Annotated in this window: 18 protein-coding genes; 5 read left to right on the top strand and 13 right to left on the bottom strand. The window is 54.4% G+C overall.

From position 1 onward, the window contains the following. Positions 1-120 precede the first annotated feature (120 nt). The 8 genes from ACORQT_RS07730 to galU (ACORQT_RS07695) form a co-directional block, all read right to left on the bottom strand. Positions 121-1,185, bottom strand: a complete 1,065-nt coding sequence (locus ACORQT_RS07730) for a glycosyltransferase family 4 protein (RefSeq protein ID WP_033650762.1) — start codon at positions 1,183-1,185, stop codon at positions 121-123. Between the two features lie 37 nt (positions 1,186-1,222). Then, positions 1,223-2,545, bottom strand: a complete 1,323-nt coding sequence (locus tag ACORQT_RS07725) for a hypothetical protein (RefSeq protein ID WP_033650609.1) — start codon at positions 2,543-2,545, stop codon at positions 1,223-1,225. Between the two features lies 1 nt (position 2,546). Beyond that, positions 2,547-3,683, bottom strand: coding sequence for a glycosyltransferase family 4 protein (locus ACORQT_RS07720; RefSeq protein WP_033650608.1), 1,137 nt, complete (start codon positions 3,681-3,683; stop codon positions 2,547-2,549). Between the two features lie 104 nt (positions 3,684-3,787). After that, positions 3,788-5,965 (bottom strand): tyrosine-protein kinase Wzc, encoded by a 2,178-nt coding sequence (wzc, locus tag ACORQT_RS07715; RefSeq protein ID WP_033650607.1) that lies wholly within the window; start codon positions 5,963-5,965, stop codon positions 3,788-3,790. A gap of 12 nt (positions 5,966-5,977) precedes the next feature. Continuing rightward, positions 5,978-6,412 carry an arsenate reductase/protein-tyrosine-phosphatase family protein gene (locus tag ACORQT_RS07710; RefSeq protein ID WP_033650606.1) on the bottom strand — a complete coding sequence of 145 codons (435 nt, stop codon included), beginning with the start codon at positions 6,410-6,412 and terminating at the stop codon, positions 5,978-5,980. Between the two features lie 10 nt (positions 6,413-6,422). Next, on the bottom strand, positions 6,423-7,559 hold the full coding sequence (locus ACORQT_RS07705) for a polysaccharide export protein (RefSeq protein ID WP_033650761.1): 1,137 nt from the start codon (positions 7,557-7,559) through the stop codon (positions 6,423-6,425). Positions 7,560-7,995: 436 nt separating this feature from the next. Next, positions 7,996-8,889, bottom strand: coding sequence for a UTP--glucose-1-phosphate uridylyltransferase GalU (gene galU, locus ACORQT_RS07700; RefSeq protein WP_033650605.1), 894 nt, complete (start codon positions 8,887-8,889; stop codon positions 7,996-7,998). 53 nt (positions 8,890-8,942) lie between these two features. Then, the gene (gene galU / locus ACORQT_RS07695; protein WP_033650760.1) at positions 8,943-9,839 is read right to left on the bottom strand and encodes a UTP--glucose-1-phosphate uridylyltransferase GalU; all 897 of its coding nucleotides are present in this window, start codon (positions 9,837-9,839) and stop codon (positions 8,943-8,945) included. A gap of 618 nt (positions 9,840-10,457) precedes the next feature. Here galU (ACORQT_RS07695) and ACORQT_RS07690 point away from each other — a divergent pair. After that, positions 10,458-12,041 carry a TerC family protein gene (locus tag ACORQT_RS07690; RefSeq protein WP_033642457.1) on the top strand — a complete coding sequence of 528 codons (1,584 nt, stop codon included), beginning with the start codon at positions 10,458-10,460 and terminating at the stop codon, positions 12,039-12,041. A 31-nt stretch (positions 12,042-12,072) separates the two neighbouring features. Here ACORQT_RS07690 and dcuC read toward each other — a convergent pair whose 3' ends face one another. The 4 genes from dcuC to udk all read right to left on the bottom strand — a co-directional run bounded on the left by dcuC (position 12,073) and on the right by udk (position 16,824). Then, entirely contained in the window at positions 12,073-13,425 is a 1,353-nt protein-coding gene (gene dcuC / locus ACORQT_RS07685) for an anaerobic C4-dicarboxylate transporter DcuC (RefSeq protein ID WP_108680368.1), read from the bottom strand. A 173-nt stretch (positions 13,426-13,598) separates the two neighbouring features. Continuing rightward, complete coding sequence (gene asmA, locus ACORQT_RS07680) at positions 13,599-15,431, bottom strand: outer membrane assembly protein AsmA (RefSeq protein ID WP_147837798.1); 1,833 nt, start codon at positions 15,429-15,431, stop codon at positions 13,599-13,601. A gap of 44 nt (positions 15,432-15,475) precedes the next feature. Next, complete coding sequence (dcd, locus tag ACORQT_RS07675) at positions 15,476-16,057, bottom strand: dCTP deaminase (RefSeq protein ID WP_019454407.1); 582 nt, start codon at positions 16,055-16,057, stop codon at positions 15,476-15,478. A gap of 125 nt (positions 16,058-16,182) precedes the next feature. After that, entirely contained in the window at positions 16,183-16,824 is a 642-nt protein-coding gene (gene udk / locus ACORQT_RS07670) for a uridine kinase (protein WP_033642454.1), read from the bottom strand. A gap of 232 nt (positions 16,825-17,056) precedes the next feature. Here udk and ACORQT_RS07665 point away from each other — a divergent pair, with 232 nt between their 5' ends. Continuing rightward, complete coding sequence (locus tag ACORQT_RS07665) at positions 17,057-17,686, top strand: phosphatase PAP2 family protein (protein ID WP_164057313.1); 630 nt, start codon at positions 17,057-17,059, stop codon at positions 17,684-17,686. 45 nt (positions 17,687-17,731) lie between these two features. On the opposite strand, the gene apbC is transcribed toward ACORQT_RS07665, so the two are convergent. After that, complete coding sequence (gene apbC / locus ACORQT_RS07660) at positions 17,732-18,844, bottom strand: iron-sulfur cluster carrier protein ApbC (RefSeq protein ID WP_033650602.1); 1,113 nt, start codon at positions 18,842-18,844, stop codon at positions 17,732-17,734. Between the two features lie 159 nt (positions 18,845-19,003). Here apbC and metG point away from each other — a divergent pair, with 159 nt between their 5' ends. From metG to ACORQT_RS07645, 3 genes are all read left to right on the top strand, one after another. Beyond that, entirely contained in the window at positions 19,004-21,031 is a 2,028-nt protein-coding gene (gene metG, locus ACORQT_RS07655; RefSeq protein ID WP_164057312.1) for a methionine--tRNA ligase, read from the top strand. A 224-nt stretch (positions 21,032-21,255) separates the two neighbouring features. Continuing rightward, complete coding sequence (locus ACORQT_RS07650) at positions 21,256-22,323, top strand: sugar ABC transporter substrate-binding protein (protein ID WP_164057311.1); 1,068 nt, start codon at positions 21,256-21,258, stop codon at positions 22,321-22,323. A 131-nt stretch (positions 22,324-22,454) separates the two neighbouring features. Beyond that, complete coding sequence (locus ACORQT_RS07645; RefSeq protein ID WP_033650599.1) at positions 22,455-23,669, top strand: MFS transporter; 1,215 nt, start codon at positions 22,455-22,457, stop codon at positions 23,667-23,669. The last annotated feature ends 27 nt before the right edge of the window (positions 23,670-23,696 follow it).

Below are 23,696 nucleotides of genomic sequence, written 5' to 3'. Positions count from 1 at the left end.
CTAATGATTCGGCTTTTCTGAATCGCTGAATGATATCTTCTCAACGTCTCTTCAGATATGCCAGGCATCCGTAATTTCATAATAACGTTCTACAATTACCGAATGCCTAATACCCTAGCGCTATCTCAACTGAGTGATAATATTTTCCAACTTCTTGGCCGATTCAAGCCAGGAATAATGACCGATGTTGTTGTACCCTTTCTCTTTGAGCTGTTCGCGCAACGATTCATCGTTGATAATTCTATTCAGTGCATCAACCATTTCCTGATGCTTATACGGGTTAAAATACAGGGCACTATCCGCCAATACTTCGGGTAAGGAGGCCTGGTTCGACGAAACGACGGGACATCCGCAAGCTTGGGCTTCCAATGGAGGAATACCAAAGCCTTCATAGAACGAAGGAAAAACAAACGCTAAAGCGCGTTGGTAAATCGCCACCAACTCTTCATCGGTGACTCGCCCTAAGAATTCAACATTCTTCATGGCGTTCTCATCATTGCCAGAGAAATCCATGCCTGAAAAATTCTTATTCTTTCCACCGATAATCTTAAGTTTAACATCCGTATTTTGACATGCGGCAGAAAAAGCGGCCAGTAAACCATGAAAGTTCTTATGATAGTTAGGCGAAGAAACCGCCAACAGAAAACGCTCATCAGTATTGCTGGCACTCTCGACACTTCTGCGAGAAAAAAGATCGGATACAGCATTGGCGATCACAAAGGTATTTTTCGGATTGTAACCATAAGCCGTCGTAATTTCTTTTTTAGAAAATTCACTAACGGTCAATAGTGCACGGCTGTTTTTTAGCATGATGGGAATCAGCAGGTTATACATCAACCGAAACTTTCTAGAATAGCTCTGCGGGAATTTCTTATAAGTCACGTCATGATGAGTCACGACCTTATTCTTATACCACAGCGGCGCAGTATTCCCTAAATTGATCAACAATGGATTGCCATTGGCTTTCAGATATTTTGGCAGGTCTCGTTGTTCCCATTGATGCCCGGTTCGATGTCCAACCACCTTTACATTGAGCGACTCAGCAGCCTTCGTATTCTTTATGTCACCAGGTGAAACAAAAACGATATCGTCGCGTAGTTCCCGTAGCGCCAGGCTAATCTGTTCGGCAAAGCGCTGCACCCCTGTTAACTCTTGTGTGAGAAATCGTGCATTAACAACAATCATATATACCTCTATGACGACGCCACTATACAATTCAAGCTTATCGTGTCTGCGCTTGGAGCCTTTGGGCATCAGCCATCTTAGAAAACTCATCTTGTCTAAATGACAAAAGCAAAGCAGAAATAATAATCGAGAAAACATACCCTGGATAATTAGTAATCGGGTTGTTATAAACTAAGTTGATAGATAGCGAAATCATCCAATACAGGAACACGCCCGTGTAGAACTGTCCATAACGGACTTTATTATACAGTTTCAGCAAAATAATTGACGCAGCAAGTAAGAAGATGAAAATTCCCACTCCGCCATAGTTGGAAAGCAAGAAAATATAGATACTGTCCAACGGCAGCGCAGCATCATCACCGACCGCGGCATTACCGTTAACGCCGTAACCTGCTCCGGTAAAAATTGAATAGGTGTCACTATTTCTCACTTCTTCAATCAGTAAGATCCTTTCCAGAATACTTTGCTCTGCATAATTATTATCGCTTGAATAGATAGATTTATAGATCCCCATGTCCGTCATGGTTGCGTAGAAGAATGATGACAATGCCACGCATACAAGCACCACACTGGCTAAACTGGCTTTCAACGATAGGAATCGACGAACAAACAGATAGCCAAAATAAATACCGGCCATAATTATAGCTGTTTTCGATGTGGAACAGACAATACCGGCCGAGACAATCAATATATATCTCAAGCGATTTTTCTTACTAACAAATGGACTTAATATGAGACCGAAGAATAAAAACTCAGATAGTGTAAAAGGACTACTAAAAAGACCTATCGCCCTAAAGAATCCGCTTGCGGTACGTAAAATCAGCCCATTATCTTTTCCCACTTGCGTAAATTGCAATCCAGGACTTACCCCGGTCAGCGCATAAAGCAAACCTGAAAACACGCTTTCCAGTATGGCGAAAATAGCATTGACAACGGTGACTATGACGTAAACTTTAATCAGCCTCATCAGCAATTTCATGCGATGTTCAGGCTCTAGACACACCAAGAGTGCGGCAACCAGCAACGACGAATAGGTAAACAATTCGAAGCGGAATTGCGTAACGACGTTACCAATTTTAAAATTGCTGTTAAGAATAGAAATAAGAACATATGACAGGGAAAGCATAACCATGCCAATAAACAGCAGTAGGTAGCTTCTAAAACCCGGGCCGGTTCTACTCTTATTGGCCGCCAGATAAAGCAGCAAAAACGCCGGTAATGCCAATGAATAGACATCTTTATAAAGCAGTATCAGGCGCGTCGTATTGTGAGCGACGATATTGATAACCCCACTGATTGAAATTACTACCAGATAGGTGATAACAAAATAGTCTGCGAATTTTTTCGATGAGAATCCCATATCAGCTCTTATAAACCTCTTGATAACCCGCAGCCAACCGCCCGGCGTCAAAGGGATTCACATCAACAAACTCGACGCGCTCATTTTTTAAGATTCGCAGTTTTTCCAACGTAAATTCACTTAGCTGATATACATTGGGGTAATGTTCAGCGATTTCAGCAACGCCACCGGCGAAAGAAGTGAAGACGTGCTTGCCGGCAGCAGCCGTTTCCGCTACTGCTCGGCCAAACGGTTCATTCCAGAGTGTAGGCAAATAAACCATATCAATCTGAGCCAGGAAGGATTCTACCGGCACAAACCCCAACAGATGGACGCCAGCCTCCTCCGCCCTGAGTTGCAAGGCGCGGCCTTCATCGGAGGAGGAAAAACGCCCGGCAGCGTAAAACTCCACCTCACCCGGTATCGTCATTTCCAACGCTTTGGCGCAGAACGCCTTGAACCCTTTATCTGCGGTCAAACGGCCAATAAAGCCAATCCGGATAACCGACGACGATTGGTCGGCAACATGACATTTTTTTATCGGATTGTAGATGTGGCTGTGTCGGGCATTAATGGCAAAGCCATTATCTTGATGCAATGCAGAGATGTATTTGCTGATGCCGACAAACCTATCGACATTCTGGCTTTTTCGCTTTTTCACCATAGATGTCAACTGGACCGCTGCAGAACCTACATCCATATTTTCCCCATGTTGAAACAGCGTACAGTTATGGTGAAAGAGATAATAATCACGAGCCGTATGGACGAGTTTTATATTCCTTTTTTTGACACAGTCCCAAATCGCAACAGAAAAGCCACTGATGTTATTGGTATGTACCACATCGGGATTAAAATCATCCAACTCTCTGGAGAAAGCCTTTCCCATCATTGGATTGAAATTGTCAACCAAATGCCAGACGACTTTTGACAACTTCCCTTTTTGCTCATTACTGAAAGGCCAGTACAGATTTTTCAGCGGTAAATAAACCACCTCAACGCCATTTATTTCCGTCTGCTTTCTGAACTTTTCATCGTGTAAACAAACTACGCGAACTCTATCGCCTTTTGAAACCAGCTCTTCCGCCAAAAGTTGCACAGACACTTCCGCGCCGCCAACCTTGAATGGTGCATATAATGTATTAACAATTAATATATTCATAATAGCCGGTTTTTATCAGGTATTTCGGCGCCGTAAGACTAGGCGCTTTAGATAAAGCGAGGTTATAAAGACACTTATAACCTCTTGAAGGGAGATTTGCTTTATTACGCGTCTTTACCGCCAGATTTGTATTCGTACTGGTAGTAACCGTAGTTGCCATAATAGCTGCTTGCGCGACGTTCAACGGCGTTCAGAATAATGCCTTTGATCTCGATACCGTTTTGATCGAATCTGCGCACGCTGATCTCGAGTTCTTTAACCGTGTTCATACCGAAGCGCGCGATCATCAGCGCCGTACCGACATGGTGGCCAATAATTGCCGCATCGGTGACAGCCAGGATAGGCGGAGTATCGATCAGAACCAGATCATAATGCTTGTCCGCCCATTCGACCAAATCGGCAAAACGGCTGTGCATCAGCAACTCAGAAGGATTCGGTGGAATCTGGCCGCGCGGAATGAAGTCCATACCGTTGATTTGCGTAGGACGAACCGCGCTGGCCGCATCGATTTTGCCTGACAAAATATCAGACAGACCATTTTGCCAATCGGCATCCAGCAATGTATGTGAATACCCTTTTCGCATGTCGGCGTCGATAACCAACACACGTTGCCCCGCCTGAGCGATAACCGCCGCCAGGTTGATACTGACAAACGTCTTACCGATGTTTGGACTGGCGCCGGAAATCATCAGCACATTATTCTTCGCTTCCATCATCGCAAAATGCAGGCTGGTGCGCAGACTGCGAACGGCTTCGATGGCAAGGTCAGCCGGGTTGCCGACGGCAAGCAACGAGTTGGCGCGCGTATTGGACTTGCGATGAGTGCGCAGCAACATTTCGCGGTCTTTTTTCTGCTGCCATTCAGACAATGGAATGCTGGCATAGACGTTGATACCGCGTTGCTCCAACTCGTCAGGACTCTCGATTCCGTGGTGCAGCATGGTTTTAAGCACCACGATGCCGATGGAGAACATCCCGCCCAACACCACACACAGCAGAACAATCAAGGTTTTACGTGGCTGAACCGGTTTTGGCTGAGTCACCGCCGGATCGACAATACGCACATTACCCACGGTACTGGCTTTGGTGATCCCAAGCTCTTGTTGCTTATTCAGCAGTTGCATGTAAATTTCTTTACCCGCATCAACATCTCGGGTTAGCCGCAAGATTTCCTGCTGCGTCTTAGGCATTACGCTAATACGTTTATTCAGCTTCGCGCGTTCCCCTTCCAGGGTCCCACGCTTCTCCATCAAAGCACGATATGCCGGGTGCTCTTTAGTGTACAGCTTCGATATCTCAGCTTCTTTGAAGGTCAACTCATTCAGTTGTGCCTCGACAGAAACCACGCTGTCCAGCATAGACTTGGCTTCAAGCGACAGATCGACGGAATCATTGTCTTGACGGAACTTATTCAGCTTATCTTCGGCGATGTCCAGAGAGGTTCTCACCTGCGGCAACTGCTCTTTCAGAAATTCGAGGCTCTTGGCCGCTTCTTCCGACTTACGCTCAACGTTCTGCAGCAAATAATTTTTCGAAATGCTGTCGAGCGTTTTACCCACCAGCTCAGGATCTTCCCCTTGCAGGGTCAACGCCAACACGCCGGTGTCCTTGGCTTTATCTTCAACCGTCAACGCCGCGAGCAACGCGTTAATAGCCATCAGATCGCTGCGCTTGGTCACTTTGAAGACCGTACCAGGCGCCGCGTCAATTTCGCTGACCAGCATGGTCACGCCTTTTTGATTGACCAGCTCACCCGTTTTGCCTTTGAGGAATTCATCACCATCAACGCTGAGAGCGAAACTGTTTTTATCAATCACTTCCAGCTCAAGGTCTTTCTCATTCCATGAATAAGGAATAGACAAACGCGACAAGGCTATCTTGCCAGGTTCGTTCCCCATCAAACGATTCCAACCCTGCCCAAAGATCGGGAAGTATTTTTGTTCAACGACCGTATTCAGGTTCAAATCTGCGACGGTTTTGCCAAGCACCATGCGGGATTTGATCAGCTCAATCTCCGCCGCAGAACCAGGCTGTGCCGTGGGCAACATTTCGGAAAGGTTGTTGAGGATCGAGTTACCCGAACTTTGTTCAACTTGAATCAATGCATCCGACTGGTATACAGGCGTTGCGAACAGAGAATAGACGATGCCGATCACAGCAAAGAATGTCGTAATCCCTATAATCAGCCACCGATGATCCAGCAGCGTTCCCAGCAACCGACCTAAATCAATCTCATCATTACTTGCGCCCGCAGCCGGACCCAGTTTGCTATTATCAATCATTGTCATCTCTGGTTAACGATTTAATGCTTTTGCCCATTTCTGCGCAGCTTCAGCCAGAAGGTTATATACAAACTCAAACGCTTCGTGACTCTTCTTATACGGATCAGGAACTTCAGCCTGCCCCATCCAGTGAGCGAACAGCATGGTTTTCCCCCTGACTTCGGGGGCTAAACGGCAAACGGCCTCAATGTGACTTTTTTCCATCACCAGTATCAGCGAATATTCACGACACATTTCCTTGGTCAACTGCTGTGCAACATGGTTATCCAAAGAAAGACCATGCTCTTCCGCCACCGCCACCGCAGCCTCATCCGCCGGCTTACCGACGAGTGCGCCGATACCGGCCGACGCGATTTTTTTTTGTGGCAGATGTTTTTTCAACAGCCGCTCCCCCGTCGGAGAACGGCAGATATTTCCAACACAGACAACCAAAACAGAATCAAACATAGCGTATCCTCTACGGCCAGTTACGAATACGCAGCGTACCTTCCGTCAGGTTGTTGAAGCCGTCGATGGTTGGCACCAACTGCGTGACCAGACGATTCCAACGAGCGACCGGCGCCGCAGTGACATAGACAATGTCATAAGGCTGAAGGTGGAATTCCGTCCCCATCACCATGGCTGTCGCATCCGACATATTCAACTGATAGATGTTTGCCAGTTTATTGCCCTGAGTGCCATGCAGAGGTCGAATAACGAAAATGCCTGTCGCGTCAGCACTCGATTGTACAAGCCCTTGACTGCTACCCAACGCCTCCGTCAACGTCATACCGCTGCGATCCATTTTGAGCGTGGATGGAGTTTTTACTTCCCCCATCACGAATACCTTGAGATCGTCATTACGAGGAATGTACAGAATGTCCCCGGGATAGAGCAGGCGGTTCTGGGTCAAATCCCCATTTTGCATCAGTTGCTGCAATGAAAGGCGCTGCTCTTTGCCGTTGTGAGTCAAAATGATATTGCGCCAATCGGCATCTTCCGTCAGCCCGCCGGCGGCGTTGATGGCATCCATCACCGTCAATGGCACGTTGGTGATCGGTTGTTGACCCGACTTGGCGACTTCCCCCGTCACATACGCTTTCTGTGAACGGAAAGCGGCGATATTGACGTCAACCTGTGGACTTTCAATGTATTGCGCCAGTCTCCTGGCGATTTGATCGCGGATCTCGGTGACCGTTTTACCTACCACGCTCACCTTACCGATATAAGGATAGAAAATAGTACCGTCGGCATGCACCCAGTTACCGGTGTCGCTGGCGCTGCGGTATTGGCCCGCAGGCGTAGTCAGTTCAGGATGGTCCCAAACCGTTACGTTAAGGACGTCACCCACACCAATCCGGTATTCATACGTGCGCAGCGATGCGTCCAATTGCGCATTCGACTGAGCAACCACCTTTGCGGGACGCATCGAATCCAGCAGCTTAGGCGTCATAGGGTAAATATTGACCAGCTTATCAATATCGAAGTCAGCATCTTCTTGTTTTACGACATCTTTTCCACTGGTCGATAAATGGGTTCCAGGAAACACCGTGCATCCACTGATTACGCTAATTGATATCAATAGCGATATCACTTTCAATTGTCGTTTTGCCATCAAATTATCATCACTTTCAAGTAAATGTATCTGCAAAGCTACAATGCTAGCCAACCGTGGCTGCCTCGCTGTAACCTTATCAAAATGCCTGACACTTGCTGCGCCGTCTCTCAATAAGCGCCCTGTTGCAATTTTCAATAACGTTTATCTGCCGTTGATAAGAGCAAAGCTATTATTGGCAAGATAAATAAGCTGAGAAGCCTCGCATTGGCGAAAATCGATACCGGGGCCGATTCGGGCTTTAATTTGTATTAATAACAGTATATTGCAGAGCAGCCTGGCAAGTTCGTGCAAAAAGTACTCGCCAAGGCAACTCAGCAACCCGCTATTGAATGTATACTAATATAAAAATTGAGACAGTGAAATTCCCCAAAATTCAACCACTCTCCTGATTTCCTTACAGTGATCGGGCCGATAGGGAACCATCCAGTCTAGTTCAAAACGCCAGCTGTTCAGCCCATTCCCGGAAAGCCTTGCCCTGAGTAGGATGACGCAAACCGTAGGTGACAAACGCCCGCAAGTACCCCAGTTTTTCACCACAGTTGAACGACTCCCCAACCAACTCTGTTGCCTCTACCGGTTTGTGTTTCAACAATTCGGCAATCGCATCGGTCAGTTGAATACGGCCCCAGGCCCCCGGTTTGGTCGTCTCCAGAAGAGGCCAAATATCCGCTGACAACACATAACGTCCCACCGCCGAATAGTTGGATTCCAACTTGGTTTCCGGCGCCGGTTTTTCGATAATCGACGTGATACGAGCGCTTTCGCCAGGAGCCAGGCTGCTGGCTTCACACTGCACCACAGAATAGTCATGCAGGACGTGTTCATCCGCCGTCTGAACCAACACCTGGCTCAGACCGGTTTGTTCAAAGCGCGCAATCATGTGTGACAGATTGTCTTTCTTCAAATCGGCTTTTGCGTCATCCAGCAAGATATCTGGCAACAGAACGACAAACGGCGAATCACCGACCAAAGGTTTGGCACAGAGCACCGCGTGGCCCAACCCCTTTGGCTGCCCCTGCCGGATATGCATCAGCGTGACGCCTTTTGGCGTTATCGACTGCACCTCATCCAACAGCTGCCGTTTCACACGAGCCTCCAGCATCGCCTCCAATTCGAATGAGGTATCAAAATGGTTTTCGATGGCGTTCTTAGAAGAATGCGTCACCAAGATGATCTCTTTGATCCCGGCAGCAACACATTCATTGACAATGTATTGAATCAGCGGTTTATCTACGATCGGCAACATTTCTTTCGGAATCGCCTTGGTCGCCGGAAGCATACGCATACCCAGCCCTGCCACAGGAATAACCGCTTTCAACTTCGTCATAGTAGCCCTCATTCAATCTGGTGATCGCTTTCAGCCGCAGTGGCGACAGCCTGTTACTTATTCAACGTCTGCTTCAACCAGCGGCTGAAGTTTTCGCCTTCGGAACCGTGACGCAATCCATACTGCACAAATGCCTTCATGTAGCCAAGCTTGTCACCACAATCATGGGATTTACCGCTCATGTGGAACGCTTCCACCGTTTGTTCATCCATCAACATCGCGATCGCATCGGTCAGTTGGATCTCATCGCCCGCGCCGGGTGGCGTCTTTTCAAGCAACGGCCAAATATCGGCGGCAAGCACATAACGGCCAACAACCGCCAGATTGGAAGGCGCATCCTCGCGAGCCGGCTTCTCTACCACGGCCGTCATCGGCGCGCTTTCACCCACAGCGATCGTCGCGCCGGCGCAGTCAACTACGCCATATTTGGACACATCCTGTTCCGGCACCGGTTCAACCATAATCTGGCTGAATCCCGTCTCGTCGAAACGCTGGAGCATTCTGGCCAGATTCTCTGTGCGCAGATCCGCGGTTGCATCATCCAGCAAAACATCCGGAAGCAGCACCACGAAAGGAGAATCGCCTATCATCGGCTTGGCGCACAATACGGCATGTCCCAGCCCTTTCGCCTGGCCCTGGCGCACTTGCATCACGGTCACATCCGGTGGACAAATGCTTTTTACTTCGGCCAACAACTGACGCTTCACGCGCGCTTCGAGCATCGCCTCAAGCTCAAAGGAGGTATCGAAATGGTTTTCAATCGCATTTTTTGATGAATGGGTAACCAAAACGATATCTTTGATGCCCGCCGCTACGCACTCACTGACGATGTACTGAATTAAGGGCTTATCGACCACCGGCAACATTTCTTTAGGGATGGCTTTGGTTGCCGGCAACATTCGGGTTCCCAAGCCCGCTACAGGGATCACTGCCTTGAGTCTTTTCTGCATTTTCATTCCAATTCATCGTGGCGCTGCATCCCCGCGGCAAGTAAAAAGGGAACATTCATCAAGCATGCTACCGCCCTTGGCTTGCAGCTACCAAAGTACTGTTATTGACGTTTTCACTCACGTCACCCCGTGAGCCAAATCACTTTTTGTAAAGCGGCATTTGCTCTTAATCTGGATTGCCGCACCGCTCACAAAACAATAAAAAAACTGGAGCCTTTATAACCAAACAATGTTAGTTACTGACGTTTATATGGCTAGGATTCTTATACTAATGTCCAAGTGATACAAGCCTTAGATCCCCCCAGCCAGCCGTTTTCAGAATAAGACTACTCATGCCACATACCGTAACGAGTCCCTGACGTGGAGAGAGATTTTAATATTTTGATTTAAATAGATTTATAGAGACGTTCTTTTTATGAGCGAGGCGTATTCCGGCAAAAACAGCCTGATACCGCACGCCGCTTTCATGCCCAGCATCGGCGAACAATATTTGTTGCGCAAAGTCTTGCAACGCCCGTTTTTGTCGACATGTCCCGGATTAGAGTTGAATTTTGCCGCCTCAGCGCCCATCATTCCCGTGCGGCATAAGCCGTAGAACTTACAGGTGAAATTGGGCGTATGGAATGGATCGCTGATCCAACAATTTGGGCCGGCCTGGCCACATTGGTCGTGCTGGAAATCGTTCTGGGTATAGACAACCTTGTCTTCATCGCCATTCTGGCGGATAAACTACCAAAACAACAAAGAGATAAGGCTCGTGTCGTCGGTCTGTTGCTGGCGCTGGTGATGCGTCTGGCGTTGCTCGCCTCCATCTCGTGGCTGGCGACGCTGACCAAACCGATGTTCATCGTCGCAGAACACCCCTTCAGCGGCCGCGATCTGATCATGCTGGTCGGCGGCATATTCCTGCTGTTCAAAGCCACCATGGAGCTGAACGAGCGGCTGGAGGGCAAGGATGAAGAGCAGCATGGCACACGCAAAGGCGCGCGCTTCTGGCCGGTGGTGGCGCAGATCGTGGTGCTGGATGCCGTCTTCTCGCTCGACTCGGTGATCACCGCGGTCGGCATGGTCGACCACCTGGCGGTGATGATGATCGCGGTCTGTATCGCCATCGGCCTGATGCTGCTGGCCAGCAAACCACTGACGCGCTTCGTCAACGCTCACCCGACTATCGTCATTCTGTGCCTGAGCTTCCTGCTGATGATCGGTTTCAGCCTGGTGGCGGAGGGCTTCGGCTACCACATTCCGAAAGGCTATCTCTACGCGGCGATCGGCTTCTCGGTGATGATCGAAGCATTGAACCAACTGGCGCAATTCAACCGCCGTCGTTTCCTGTCGAAGGTGCGGCCGCTGCGCGAGCGTACCGCCGAGGCGGTGCTGCGCATGCTGAGCGGCAAACATGAAGAAGCCGAGGTCGACAGTCATTCCGCCAATCTGCTGGCCGACAGCGACAGCGAAAACGGCGAGATCTTCAATCAGCAAGAGCGGCGCATGATCGAACGCGTGCTGGGTATGGCGCAGCGCACGGTCAGCAGCATCATGACCTCACGTCACGACGTCGAATACCTTGAGCTGAACGATCCGCAGGAGAAGCTGACGCAATTGCTGGAGCGCAATCAACACACGCGCATCGTGGTGGTAGAAAGCAGCGCCAGCGATGAGCCGTTGGGCGTTATCCACACTATCGACGTCCTCAAACAGCAGCTGGCGCAGGCGCCGCTGGATCTGCGCGCGCTGATACGCCAACCGTTGATCTTCCCGGAACAGCTCACGCTGTTGAGCGCCCTTGAGCAATTCCGCCAGGCACAGACGCACTTTGCCTTTGTGGTCGATGAGTTCGGTTCCGTCGAAGGCATCGTCACCCTGACGGACGTGATGGAAACCATCGCCGGCAACCTGCCGGAGGCCGGCGAAGAGGTGGATGCACGCCACGACATTCAGCAAAACGAGGACGGCAGTTGGACCGCCAACGGCTATATGCCGCTGGAAGATCTGGTGTTGTACCTGCCGATGCCGCTGGAAGAAAAGCGCGAATACCACACGCTGGCGGGGCTGCTGATGGAACACAGCCAGCGCGTGCCGCAAGAAGGCGAACAAATCACGATCGGTGACTACCTGTTCGAGCCGTTGGAGGTCAACAGCCACCGTATCCTGAAAGTGAAGATCACCCCGCCTCCCCCACCGGAGGACTACGAGGTTTAACATTGAGGCAGGGCATTGCCCGGCCTTGGTTTTACTGGGGAACCAGCAACTCCGTCGCCACGATCACCACCACCAGCCCGACAATCACCGGCACCGAAGTGCGCTTCACCACGTCGAACGGTGAGATTTTCGCCATGCCGGAGACCGCCACCACCACGCCGGAGACCGGCGACAGCGTGCGGCCGAGGTTAGACGCCTGCAGCATCGGGATCACCAGATAAGCCGGGTTAACGCCCATTTGCGCCGCCAGTTTCGGGATCAGTTCGACAAACGCATAGAACGGCGCATTGCCGGAGCCGGTGGTCATGGCCGCCAGCATGGTGATCACCACCAGCACCAACATCATGATCAAACCGCCGGTGCCGAACGACTGCGCCAGCCCGATCAACCCGCTGATAAAGCCGACGGTGCTCAACCCTTGCGCGAAGACCCCGGCGGCCACCAACAGCATGACCACGCTGGCGAATGCGTCCGCCATGCCGCGATAGGCTACCTCCAGGCCGCTGAACACCTGTTTCGCGCTGAAACTGCGCACGAACTCAATCAATGCCGCCAACAGTATGCAACCCACCAACACGGTAATGATGTGCAGCTCCGGTCCCCATTTGCCGTCGAAAATCAGCACGCCGAGGATCGGTGTAAACGGCAATATCGCGTAAAATCCCGGCGCATGGGTTTTGATTTCGCTGACGTCCATGATGTGATGCTGTTCATCGCTCTTTCTGTCGAGATAACGCTGCCAGAAAAAATGCGCCACAGCCATGCAGACAATGGCGGCAATCGAGATAGGCAGCGTGGTTTTGAACGCGAAGTCCACCAGCGGCATCTCCGCCGCTTTGGCCGCCAGCACCACATCGCCGGACGTCGGCGCCAGAATAATCGCCGCCGGCGAAGCGCAAATGGCAGCCGCCGCGCCGCGGCTGATGCCCACGTTCACCATCAACGGGAACAGCGTCGCCATCAGCAGCACGCCGAGACCAGTGGCGGAAGAGACCGCCAGCGACATCAGGCAAGCGACAAAATACGCCGCCACCATCAGCAGATAAGGCGAATTGATCATCTGCAGCGGACGCGAAGCCAGCTTGACGACCACGTCGTTGGCGCCGATATGCGTCATGTAGGCGGCAAAGCCGCACAGCATCATGATCATCATGCCGAGATCGCCGCCGCGGCTCATCAGCAAAATCTTGACGTACTCGATCATGTCGGTCGCGCGCCAGCCGGTTGAGGCGGCGCCGGACGGCAACAGCGTTTTCCCCATCAGCGCGCTGATGCCGAGCAGCAGCAGCCCCCCCACCAACAAGACGCCGGTAGCGGAATATCCCTTGATAATGTAACGGCCCACGCCCGCCGCGACTGCGGCGCCAATAAGGAGCTCTATCATGTTTCCTCAACTCGTCATTTTTTCGCGCTCAAGCGCACAGTAATAGCAAAACTGGCCCCTACTCTGCACAAACTGAGCAGAGGTCTTCATGACCTTCATCAAGGTAACGGAGAGAAATTATCGCGGGAACCTCGATATTGACGCGGGCCACACTGTGGCCCGCATCGGAGGGATTACAGCTTGTCGAGCAGCTTTTTCAGATCCTGACCTTCGCGCGAATCCTTGTTCTTTTCAGCCCATTTGTTCAGCGCATCTTTAGCCCGATCCTGCAGCGTTTTACGCAACACCTGATCGACCTGCAGTTGATAATTGAGCTGTTGCCACGGCCCATAGACCCGCAGCGGGATCGGCGTTTTTTGCAGTTGCTCGATCAGCTCGCCGCGCCCTTGCCATCCGCCGGTGACGCGCACGTTAAGCGCCATATCGCACTGTTTGCCCGGCATATCGATGCTGCCGGCGCCGGTCAGCGCCAGCAAAGGCGAATCCGCCGTCAGACCGCTGAGCTTGATCGTGCCTTGATTCAGGCTGGCCTGCGCCGAGACGTTTTTGACCTCGGTATAACGCTGATAGCTGTCTTGCCCGCGCACGCTGTTATCGTTGCGCGCCACAGCCTGCTGGATCAGCTGCTGAATGTTCAGGCCATGCAGCTGCGCATCCTGCATCGCCAGCTGCGCCGTACCGCGCCAGCGGCGCTCAAATGACTGTGAAGAGAGGCGATCGCCGGTCAAATCCCCTTTCATGCTGAATTTGCCGGTCAACATCTGCGGCATGTCGAAGGCTTTGAGCACCGTGCCCAGTTCAACCTGGTTCAGCGCCGGCTGCACGCTGATCACCGGTTTATTGCCGCGCGCGTCCAGCGAGCCCGGCAAGGAGAAATCACCGCCGGCCAATTGTCCGGCGAGTTTATGCAGCGTCAGCAGTCCGCGTTGGTTGTCCGCCACGACGGCCAACTGAGTGACGTTCATACCGCGATAGGTCAACTGCGCGGCCTGGAGATTCAACTGCGCATTGAAATCGCGCAGCGCCTCTAAATTCTGCTGCCGATCGTCAACCTGGCTGGCGATCACCGGCGCGGAAGTCACGGCGGGTTGTTCGGCGGTATTGGTGCTGGATTGCCAGCCGGAGAGCGCATCGAGATCGAGGTTAGCCGAATTGAGGTTCACCACATAGCCGGGCACCGCCCCCAGCGTGGCGCTGATATCGCCGGTCAATTGGCTGTTATTGGCACTGACGCTCAGCTGGCTGACGGCAATCTGCGCCGGCGTCTGCTGATAGACCACCTGCGCATTGCCCTCTCCCTGAATACCGCCGTTCGGAATATCCGCACCCGCCAGTTGATAATTGAACTGGGTGACTTTGGCGCCAATCTGGCGAGGGAACTGCTGCAAGTCGACATCGGCCGCCATGCTGAAGGTCAGGTCGCGCTGATCGCGATTGACCCGGCTGGAAAGTTCCAGCTGCGCCTGTCGCGTCTGCGTTTGTTGCAGGGTGAGATTGATATCCCGGACATTAATTTGCTCATTGTCGGCGCGCTGCCAAATCAGCAGACTGTCCACGACCCGCAGATTATCGATATCGAACTTCCAGGCCGCATCTGCCGCGTCTGTGCCAGTGCCGGCCGGCGCGATCGGGGCATCCATCTGCGAATGCTCTTCGCTATCGGGCGTGAGGCGAATGACGGCGTTTTTCAGCATCACCTGTTTCACAAACAGCTGATGCGACAGCAGAGGCAACAGTTTGACATCGAGGCGCATATTTTCCGCGCTCACTACCGGCGCTTTCGCGCCCGGCGCGGTCAGCGTCATGCGCCCGGCCAAAATGCTGAGCTGCGGCCAGATATGCCAGCGCAGGTCGCCTTCGAGCGTCAGCTGATAGCCGCTCTTCTGCTCGACCTTTTTGACCATGTAACCGCGAAAATCATTCGGATTGACCAGCAGTACCAGCGCGGACATCCCCGCCACCACCACCACCAGTAAAATCGCCAATGTCGTCAGTAATCTTCTCATGCCACCCTCTTGTCAGCGCCACACCGACGGTGCATCCCGCGCCGTTAGTCCTTGTCGATTCGACTGGCTACTGCGCCCTGCTGATCGCGATATTTCGCGTCCTGCCGGCTGTTGTATGGCCGGGCCGCCGGGCCGGACAACGGTTCAAAGCTCAAGGCCCCGATCAGCATGCCCGGCCGCAGCGCCAGCGGCAGCTTGCCGGAGTTGTAAAATTCCAGCACGATGCGTCCGTGCCAGCCCGGATCGATACGGTGCGCAGTGACGTGCACCATCAACCCCAGGCGCGCCAGAGAAGAACGGCCGTCGAGCCAGCCCACCAGATCGTCCGGCAGCGTCACGGATTCGAACGTCACCGCCAGGGCCAGCTCGCCGGGATGAAGGAAAAACGCCTCGCCTTCCGGCAGGACAATCTCGTCGCTCATCACGCGATCCAACGCGGCGCTGACTTCGTCTTTCGGCCCGCTCAGATCGATAAAAGGCGCGGTATGGCCGCTGAACACGCGGAACTGGTTGCCCAAACGGACATCTACTGTGGCCCCGTTGATGCGTTCGAGCGGCGGACGCGGGGAAATCACCAGTTTCTCGCTATCCAGCCAGGCTTCTATATCGCGGTCGCACAGTCTCATGTCTCTCTTCTCCATCAAAACGCGTAACTAAACAAAAATTGCCACACAACGGGCGAAAGGTCTACGCCGGGGTGCAAATAGTTGGCCGCCGGCCGGAAATACACATTCCCGGCCATTAAACGGCATTATTCAAAGAATTGGCTGATTTTGGCTTTCAGAATATCGATCGCGATGCGGTTTTTGCCGCCGCGCGGGACGATGATATCGGCGTATTGTTTGGAAGGTTCGATAAACTGCAGGAACATCGGGCGCACGGTCTTCTGGTATTGCGCCATCACCGAATCCATCGAGCGGCCGCGCTCGTTGACATCGCGCTTCATGCGGCGCATCAGGCAGATATCCAGCGGCGTGTCGACGAAGATCGAGAAATTCATCTCCTGGCGCAAGCGGATATCCGTCAGCAGCAAGATCCCTTCCAGAATAATGACTTTTTTAGGTTTCAGGTGGACGGTTTCTTTCTTGCGCGTGTGCTCGGTGTAGCTGTACAGCGGCAGTTCGATCGCTTTGCCCGCCTTCAGCATCTGCAAATGCTGGAACAGCAGGTTGTGATCCATGGCGCTCGGGTGGTCATAGTTGGTTTTGACCCGTTCTTCCATGGTCAGGTGACTCTGGTCTTTATAGTAACTGTCTTCTGGAATAACGCCGATGTGCTCATCGCCGACCTGCTCGCGGAGTTCGCGGTACAACGTGCTGGCAATAAGGCTTTTTCCGGAGGCAGATGCGCCAGCTATACCAATAATGACGCACTGATGCGGATTGTCAGTCATAAAATTAAAGACCTGATTTCGTAATGTGAAGGGAGGGAACTAAAACGCGACAATTATAGGGAGTCGTCGGGGTTTGCGCCACTGTATATTGCGCGACGGCGGGCGAATTCAGGCTATCGCGCCCTACCGGCGATATGACATTTTAAGAATCTCACGGCTAGGGCAATGCCCCGCAACAGGTTACACTCCTGCGCTGACTTAGGGACCCCGTAGTCTTTCATCGGAGAATGATGTGCTGGATTGGTATTTTTTGACTTTTTTCGGCGACAGCATGCTGCTGCTGCCCTGCGCGCTGATTCTTTTTTTATTGCTGCTCGCATCGCCCGCCACCCGCGTTGCAGGCTGGCAATGGGCGCTGATTTTCGGTTTCACCGGCGGGCTGGTCTGCCTGTCCAAGTTGGCCTTTCTGGGCTGGGGCATTGGTAGCGCAAGTTATGACTTCACCGGATTCAGCGGCCATTCGGCCCTCGCCGCGAGCATCTGGCCGCCGCTGCTTTGGGCTTTAACCGGTCGATTTTCCCATCCGGTGCGCAGCATCGCGTTGTTGACCGGGTGGATATTGCCTTTCACCATCGGCGTGTCGCGCCTGGAAATCCGCGTGCATTCGGTATCCGAGGTCATCAGCGGGCTGATTTTAGGCTACATGGCCAGCGCGCTGTTTTTATGGCTGCAGCGAGGGAAAGCGCGACCACAGCTGGCCTGGCCGCATTTGGCCATCGCGCTGGCCTTGCCGTTGGCGCTGATGGGGCAGCGGCAGCCGGCCCCCACCCAGGGATTGCTGGAACATATCGCCAAAACGCTGGCGCAGATCGAACGCCCTTATACCCGTGCCGACCTGCACAAGCCGACCCCTACCCCATAAAAAAACCCGGCGTTTAAGCCGGGTTCTTGCATTGCGATAGGCTGATTACAGCGCGCGGAACGCAATCTCCGTCGGGATCGCCTCGCCCTGCCAATACATCTGCGCCGCCACACGGCCGGCCAATTGACGATACATGTCGGCGAATTCGCTGTCCGGGCGGCTGATCACCGTCGGCGTACCGCGATCCAGATCTTCACGCAGCGAGATATGCAGCGGCATCTGCCCCAGCAGACGGCTGTTATATTTCTGCACCAGCTTCTCGGCGCCGCCGGTACCGAAGATCGGCTCATGGTGGCCGCAGTTGCTGCAGATATGCACGCTCATGTTCTCGACAATGCCCAATACCGGCACATGCACTTTCTCGAACATTACGATGCCTTTGGCGGCATCCAGCAAGGCGATATCCTGCGGCGTGGTGACCACCAGCGCGCCGGTCACCGGAATGTTCTGCGACAGCGTCAGTTGGATGTCACCGGTGCCCGGCGGCATGTCCAGCACCAGGTAATCCAGATCCGGCCACAGCGTATCCTGCAGCAGCTGCATCAACGCCTTGCTGGCCATCGGGCCGCGCCACACCATGGCGTTGTCGTCGGTCACCAGATAACCGATGGAGTTGGTCGCCAGCCCGTGCGCCATGATCGGCGCCATGTGCTGCCCGTCCGGCGAAGTCGGCCGCTCGTGTTCGGTGCCCAGCATGTTGGGGATCGACGGGCCGTAAATGTCGGCGTCCAGAATGCCGACCTTGGCCCCTTCGGCGGCCAGCGCCAGCGCCAGGTTGACGGCGGTGCTGGATTTCCCCACTCCGCCTTTGCCGGAGCTGACGGCGATGATGTTGCGCACGCCTTTGATCCCGGCCTGCGCGTTGGCGCGCTTCAGCGTCGTGATATCGTGTTTCAGCTTCCAATCGATGGCGCCGGCGCCGGTCACGCGCAGCAGTTCGGGGCCGACGCTCGCCTGCAGCGCTTCAAAACCGCTCTGCCAGGCAAAGGGCATCGTCAGTTCGATATGCAGTACATCGTCCAGCAACGCGCAGTGATGGATAGCCTTCAATGCGGTCAGGTTGTTTTTCAACGTCGGGTGTTCAAAGGCGGCCAGTACACCGGTCACCAGGGCGCGCAGAACTTCGGGGTTGGTCTGCTCAGGGGATTTTGCGTTCATCCCGGCTCCTTGATTTTGAATGGGTAGCTTCCGGCTAAGCATACCAGAACTGCGCGGCGGCTGGCGCGTATAACCTGTAAGAAACCGCCCTAGCAGCGAAGGGCGCGATCGGTTAACATCGAAGGCCCTTTTATTCATTACAGAAAGCAAGTTCTCACTATGGCTCAAGTCGCGAAAAAATTATTGGTGACGTGCGCGCTACCGTACGCAAATGGTTCCATCCATCTCGGCCACATGCTCGAGCACATCCAGGCGGATATCTGGGTGCGTTACCAACGAATGCGCGGCCACGAAGTGCATTTCATCTGCGCGGACGACGCGCACGGCACGCCGATCATGCTGAAAGCGCAGCAACTGGGCGTTAAACCGGAAGAAATGATCGCGGAGATGAGCCAGGAGCACCAACAGGATTTCGCCGGCTTTGGCATCAGCTATGACAACTATCATTCGACCCATAGCGAGGAAAACCGTGAGCTGTCCACCCTGATTTACAGCCGCTTGAAAGAAAACGGGTTTATCAAGAACCGCACCATTTCTCAGCTGTACGATCCGGAGAAAGGCATGTTCCTGCCGGACCGTTTCGTGAAAGGCACCTGCCCGAAATGCAAATCGCCGGATCAGTACGGCGACAACTGCGAAGTGTGCGGCGCCACCTACAGCCCGACGGAACTGATCGATCCGAAGTCCGTGGTTTCCGGCGCGACGCCGGTGATGCGCGACTCCGAGCACTTCTTCTTCGACCTGCCGGCCTTCAGCGAAATGCTGCAGGCGTGGACGCGCTCCGGCGCGCTGCAGGAGCAGGTGGCGAATAAGATGCAGGAGTGGTTCGAATCCGGCCTGCAGCAGTGGGACATCTCCCGCGATGCGCCTTACTTCGGCTTCGAAATCCCGGATGCGCCGGGCAAATACTTCTACGTCTGGCTGGACGCACCGATCGGCTACATGGGCTCCTTCAAGAACCTGTGCGATAAACGCGGCGATCTGGACTTCGACGAGTTCTGGCGCAAAGACTCCACCACCGAGCTGTACCACTTTATCGGCAAGGACATCGTCTACTTCCACAGCCTGTTCTGGCCGGCGATGCTGGAAGGTAGCCAGTTCCGCAAACCGAGCAACCTGTTCGTGCACGGTTACGTGACGGTGAACGGCGCCAAGATGTCCAAGTCGCGCGGCACCTTCATCAAGGCCGGCACCTACCTGCAGCACCTGGACGCCGACTGCCTGCGCTATTACTACGCCGCCAAGCTCTCTTCACGCATTGACGACATCGATCTCAATCTGGAAGACTTCGTGCAGCGCGTGAACGCCGACATCGTCAACAAGGTGGTGAACCTGGCTTCGCGCAACGCCGGCTTTATCAACAAACGCTTCGGCGGCAAACTGGCCGACACCCTGGCCGATCCGGCGCTGTACCAGACCTTCGTCGACGCGGCCCAGAGCATCGCCGAAGCCTACGCCGCCCGCGAGTTCAGCCGCGCAATCCGCGAAATCATGGCGCTGGCCGATCTGGCCAACCGCTATGTGGATGAGCAGGCGCCGTGGGTGGTGGCGAAGGAAGAAGGCCGCGACGCCGAGCTGCAGGCCATCTGCTCGATGGGCATCAACCTGTTCCGCGTGCTGATGACTTACCTTAAGCCGGTGCTGCCTTCGCTGACCGAACGCGCCGAAGCGTTCCTCAACGCCGAGCTGAGCTGGGACGCGATCCCGCAGCCGCTGCTGGGCCATCAGGTGAACGCGTTCAAAGCGCTGTTCAACCGCATCGATCTGGACAAGGTCAACGAGATGGTCAGCGCCTCGAAAGAAGACATGGCCGCCACCAAGCCGGTGACCGGCCCGCTGGCTGACGATCCGATCCAGGAAACCATCACCTTCGACGACTTCGCCAAGGTTGACATGCGTATCGCCCTGATCAAGAGCGCCGACTTTGTCGAGGGCTCCGACAAGCTGCTGAAGCTGCAGCTGGATCTGGGCGGCGAATCGCGCCAAATCTTCTCCGGCATTCGTTCCGCTTACCCGGACCCGAAAGCGCTGGAAGGCCGTCTGACCATCATGGTCGCCAACCTGGCGCCGCGTAAAATGCGCTTCGGCGTGTCAGAAGGCATGGTGATGGCGGCAGGCCCAGGCGGGAAAGAGATCTTCCTGCTGAGCCCGGACAGCGGCGCGCAGCCTGGCATGCAGGTCAAGTAATCGCGCAGATGCGCGGCGTAGGGAGGGTCGAGCTTGCTCGGCCCTTTTTTATTGCCCCAACCCCCACGTTATAAGCATGAAGAAAAAGTCATAACCGCCCTGATTCCCCTGCCCGCCGCATCCGGCTATGATGCTCCGAAACCCAAAATAGACGTCCAGACAGAAAGACTGCTATAACAGACCTTCACCGGGATCGTTTCCCTGCTTTTTTGGAGCCTATAATAATGAAAAACCTCAAGACTTCGCTGCTCGCCCTCAGTCTGTTGTCCGCCCTGCCGCTGCAGGCGGCGGAAAACGCCGCCGTACCCGCCGCCATCGCTCAGCATCAGGGGCCGGTGCGCATCGCGGTGATCCGCAACCTCGGATCCGACGACAACACCACGCAATTTTTGGCGGGCGCCATTCAGGAAGGGCGCAAGCTGGGCTTCAAGGTGGATACCTTCCTCAGCAACGGCGACGACGCGCGCTTCCAGGACTTCGTCAATCAGGCTATCAGCCAGAAATATGACGGCATCATTCTCTCGCAGGGGCGAGCCCCCTATTCCACTGACCTGGTCAAGCGCATCGCGGCGGCCGGCATCGCCGTCGCGGCTTTCGATACCGACGTCAGCGGCAGCGTTCCCGGCGTCACCGTCTCGCAGCAGGACGACGCTTCACTGGCCAATGCCTCCTTCGGCCAACTGGTGAAGGATTTCAACGGCCAGGCCAATATTGTCAAGCTGTGGGTGGCCGGCTTCCCGCCGATGGAGCGCCGTCAGGCCGCTTACCAGCAGTTGCTGAAACAGCATCCGGGCATTCATGAGCTGGAATCGATCGGCGCGGTCTCATCCGACGTGCAGGGCGATACCGCCAACAAGGTGGGCGCGGTGCTGGCGAAATACCCGAAAGGCAAGATCGACGCCATCTGGGGCACGTGGGACGCCTTTACCCAAGGGGCTTACAAGGCGCTGAAAGAGAACGGCCGCACCGAAATCAAGCTGTACAGCATCGATATCTCCAATCAGGATTTACAGCTGATGCGCGAGGCCGGCAGCCCGTGGCAGGTCAGCGTGGCGGTGGATCCGAAGCTGATCGGCGCGGTCAACCTGCGCCTGGTGGCCAACAAGATCGCCGGGGAAAGCACGCCGGACAACTATCAGTTCAAAGCGGCGGTCATTCCGCAGGCCCTGCTGCTGGCGCAACCGGGGCCGGTCAACGTCGCCGGCCTGGCGAAGATCATCCCCGGCTGGGGCAGCAGCAGCGATTTCGTTCAGCCGTGGTTCGCCACGCGGCAGGCCGAACACGGTAAATAATGCTGTTTTTCACGAGGCTGCCGACGCAGCCTCTGTTTTTCAGATAAATATCGGCAGCCCCCTTCCGTCCCCGCCAAAATGCGCTATGTTATCTGCATCGCCCAATAACTGTATGCATAAACAGGTTTCAAATGAAGGGATTCCCCTCGCTGATCAACGTACTGCTGGCCAGTTCGCTGGTGTTGACCATCGGCCGCGGCGTCACGCTGCCGTTCATCACCATCTACCTCACCGAGCACTTCCAGCTGTTGCCGAAAAGCGTGGGCGTGATCCTGGGCGTCAGCCTCACCCTCGGCATCATCGCCAGCCTGTACGGCGGCTATCTGGTGGACAAATTCAGCAAAAACCGCCTGATCCTGCTGTCGATTTTATTGTTCGCGCTGAGTTTCTTCGCCATTCCCTGGATCCCGCGTCCCGGCGGCGTGATCGTGGTGCTGGCGATCCTGCATACCTGTTATTCGGTGCTGAGCATCACCATTAAGGCCTGTTTCGCCGATTGGCTGCCGGTCGAGCAGCGCATCAAGGCTTTCTCAATCAACTACACGCTGGTCAACGTCGGCTGGGCGATCGGCTCTGCGCTCGGCGTTCTGGTGGCCGGGCTGAGTCCGCTGCTGCCGTTCTACCTGTCAGGCGGCCTGGCGCTGGCGACGGTGACGGCGCTGAGCCTGCGCTTGCGCGGTGGTGAACAGCGCCCGGCACCCAGCGCCGCCGCACCGGCCGCGCTGGCCAACTTCCGTCAAACGCTGGCCATCTTGCGAAGCGATCGACGGCTGATCTACTTCACCCTCGGCAGCACGCTGGGCGCGGTGGTGTTCGGTCAGTTCACGGGCTATCTGTCGCAGTACCTGATCACCGTCTCCAGCGCCGAGTTCGCCTACAAAATCATCGGGTTGGTGATGATCGTCAACGCCGGTATCGTCATCGCCCTGCAATACCTGCTCAGCCGCGGCATGCGCCAGGAGAATATGCTGCGCTGGCTGGCGCTGGGCACGCTGTTTTTCATCGTCGGGCTGCTCGGTTTTATGGTGGCCGGCCAGGCGGTCTGGCTATGGCTGGCGGCGATGGCGGTGTTTACCTTAGGCGAGATCATCGTTATCCCGGTGGAATACATGTTCATCGACTTTATCGCGCCGCCGCACCTGAAAGGCAGCTACTATGGCGTACAGAACCTCAGCGCATTGGGCGGCGCCATCAACCCGGTGCTGTGCGGGGTCATGCTCAGCTACGCCGCGCCGCCGCTGATGTTCGTGATGCTGATCGTCGCCGCGCTGCTCAGCCTGCTGTTTTTCTTCCTCGGCCATCGTTTGGCGGAACGTTCTGCGGCAACGGCCGAAGACGCGCGCTGACCCTGCCTGCAACTCTCAAAGCAGGAT

Origin of the sequence: Serratia sp. (in: enterobacteria) (assembly GCF_052400455.1) — a bacterium.
Lineage (GTDB): Bacteria > Pseudomonadota > Gammaproteobacteria > Enterobacterales > Enterobacteriaceae > Serratia > Serratia ureilytica.
The sequence above is the reverse complement of the archived record's forward strand: the minus strand, read 5'-3'. Positions and strand labels throughout refer to the sequence as shown.

Bases quoted from the DNA above. Each gene is read 5' to 3' on its own strand.
- asmA (WP_147837798.1), bottom strand. From the start codon at position 15,431: ATGAGAAGATTACTGACGACATTGGCGATTTTACTGGTGGTGGTGGTG.
- galU (WP_033650605.1), bottom strand. From the start codon at position 8,889: ATGACGAAGTTGAAAGCGGTTATTCCTGTGGCAGGGCTGGGTATGCGT.
- galU (WP_033650760.1), bottom strand. From the start codon at position 9,839: ATGCAGAAAAGACTCAAGGCAGTGATCCCTGTAGCGGGCTTGGGAACC.
- dcuC (WP_108680368.1), bottom strand. From the start codon at position 13,425: ATGATAGAGCTCCTTATTGGCGCCGCAGTCGCGGCGGGCGTGGGCCGT.
- udk (WP_033642454.1), bottom strand. From the start codon at position 16,824: ATGACTGACAATCCGCATCAGTGCGTCATTATTGGTATAGCTGGCGCA.
- ACORQT_RS07705 (WP_033650761.1), bottom strand. From the start codon at position 7,559: ATGGCAAAACGACAATTGAAAGTGATATCGCTATTGATATCAATTAGC.
- ACORQT_RS07730 (WP_033650762.1), bottom strand. From the start codon at position 1,185: ATGATTGTTGTTAATGCACGATTTCTCACACAAGAGTTAACAGGGGTG.
- dcd (WP_019454407.1), bottom strand. From the start codon at position 16,057: ATGAGACTGTGCGACCGCGATATAGAAGCCTGGCTGGATAGCGAGAAA.
- metG (WP_164057312.1), top strand. From the start codon at position 19,004: ATGGCTCAAGTCGCGAAAAAATTATTGGTGACGTGCGCGCTACCGTAC.
- wzc (WP_033650607.1), bottom strand. From the start codon at position 5,965: ATGATTGATAATAGCAAACTGGGTCCGGCTGCGGGCGCAAGTAATGAT.
- ACORQT_RS07690 (WP_033642457.1), top strand. From the start codon at position 10,458: ATGGAATGGATCGCTGATCCAACAATTTGGGCCGGCCTGGCCACATTG.
- ACORQT_RS07650 (WP_164057311.1), top strand. From the start codon at position 21,256: ATGAAAAACCTCAAGACTTCGCTGCTCGCCCTCAGTCTGTTGTCCGCC.
- ACORQT_RS07710 (WP_033650606.1), bottom strand. From the start codon at position 6,412: ATGTTTGATTCTGTTTTGGTTGTCTGTGTTGGAAATATCTGCCGTTCT.
- ACORQT_RS07720 (WP_033650608.1), bottom strand. From the start codon at position 3,683: ATGAATATATTAATTGTTAATACATTATATGCACCATTCAAGGTTGGC.
- ACORQT_RS07725 (WP_033650609.1), bottom strand. From the start codon at position 2,545: ATGGGATTCTCATCGAAAAAATTCGCAGACTATTTTGTTATCACCTAT.
- apbC (WP_033650602.1), bottom strand. From the start codon at position 18,844: ATGAACGCAAAATCCCCTGAGCAGACCAACCCCGAAGTTCTGCGCGCC.
- ACORQT_RS07645 (WP_033650599.1), top strand. From the start codon at position 22,455: ATGAAGGGATTCCCCTCGCTGATCAACGTACTGCTGGCCAGTTCGCTG.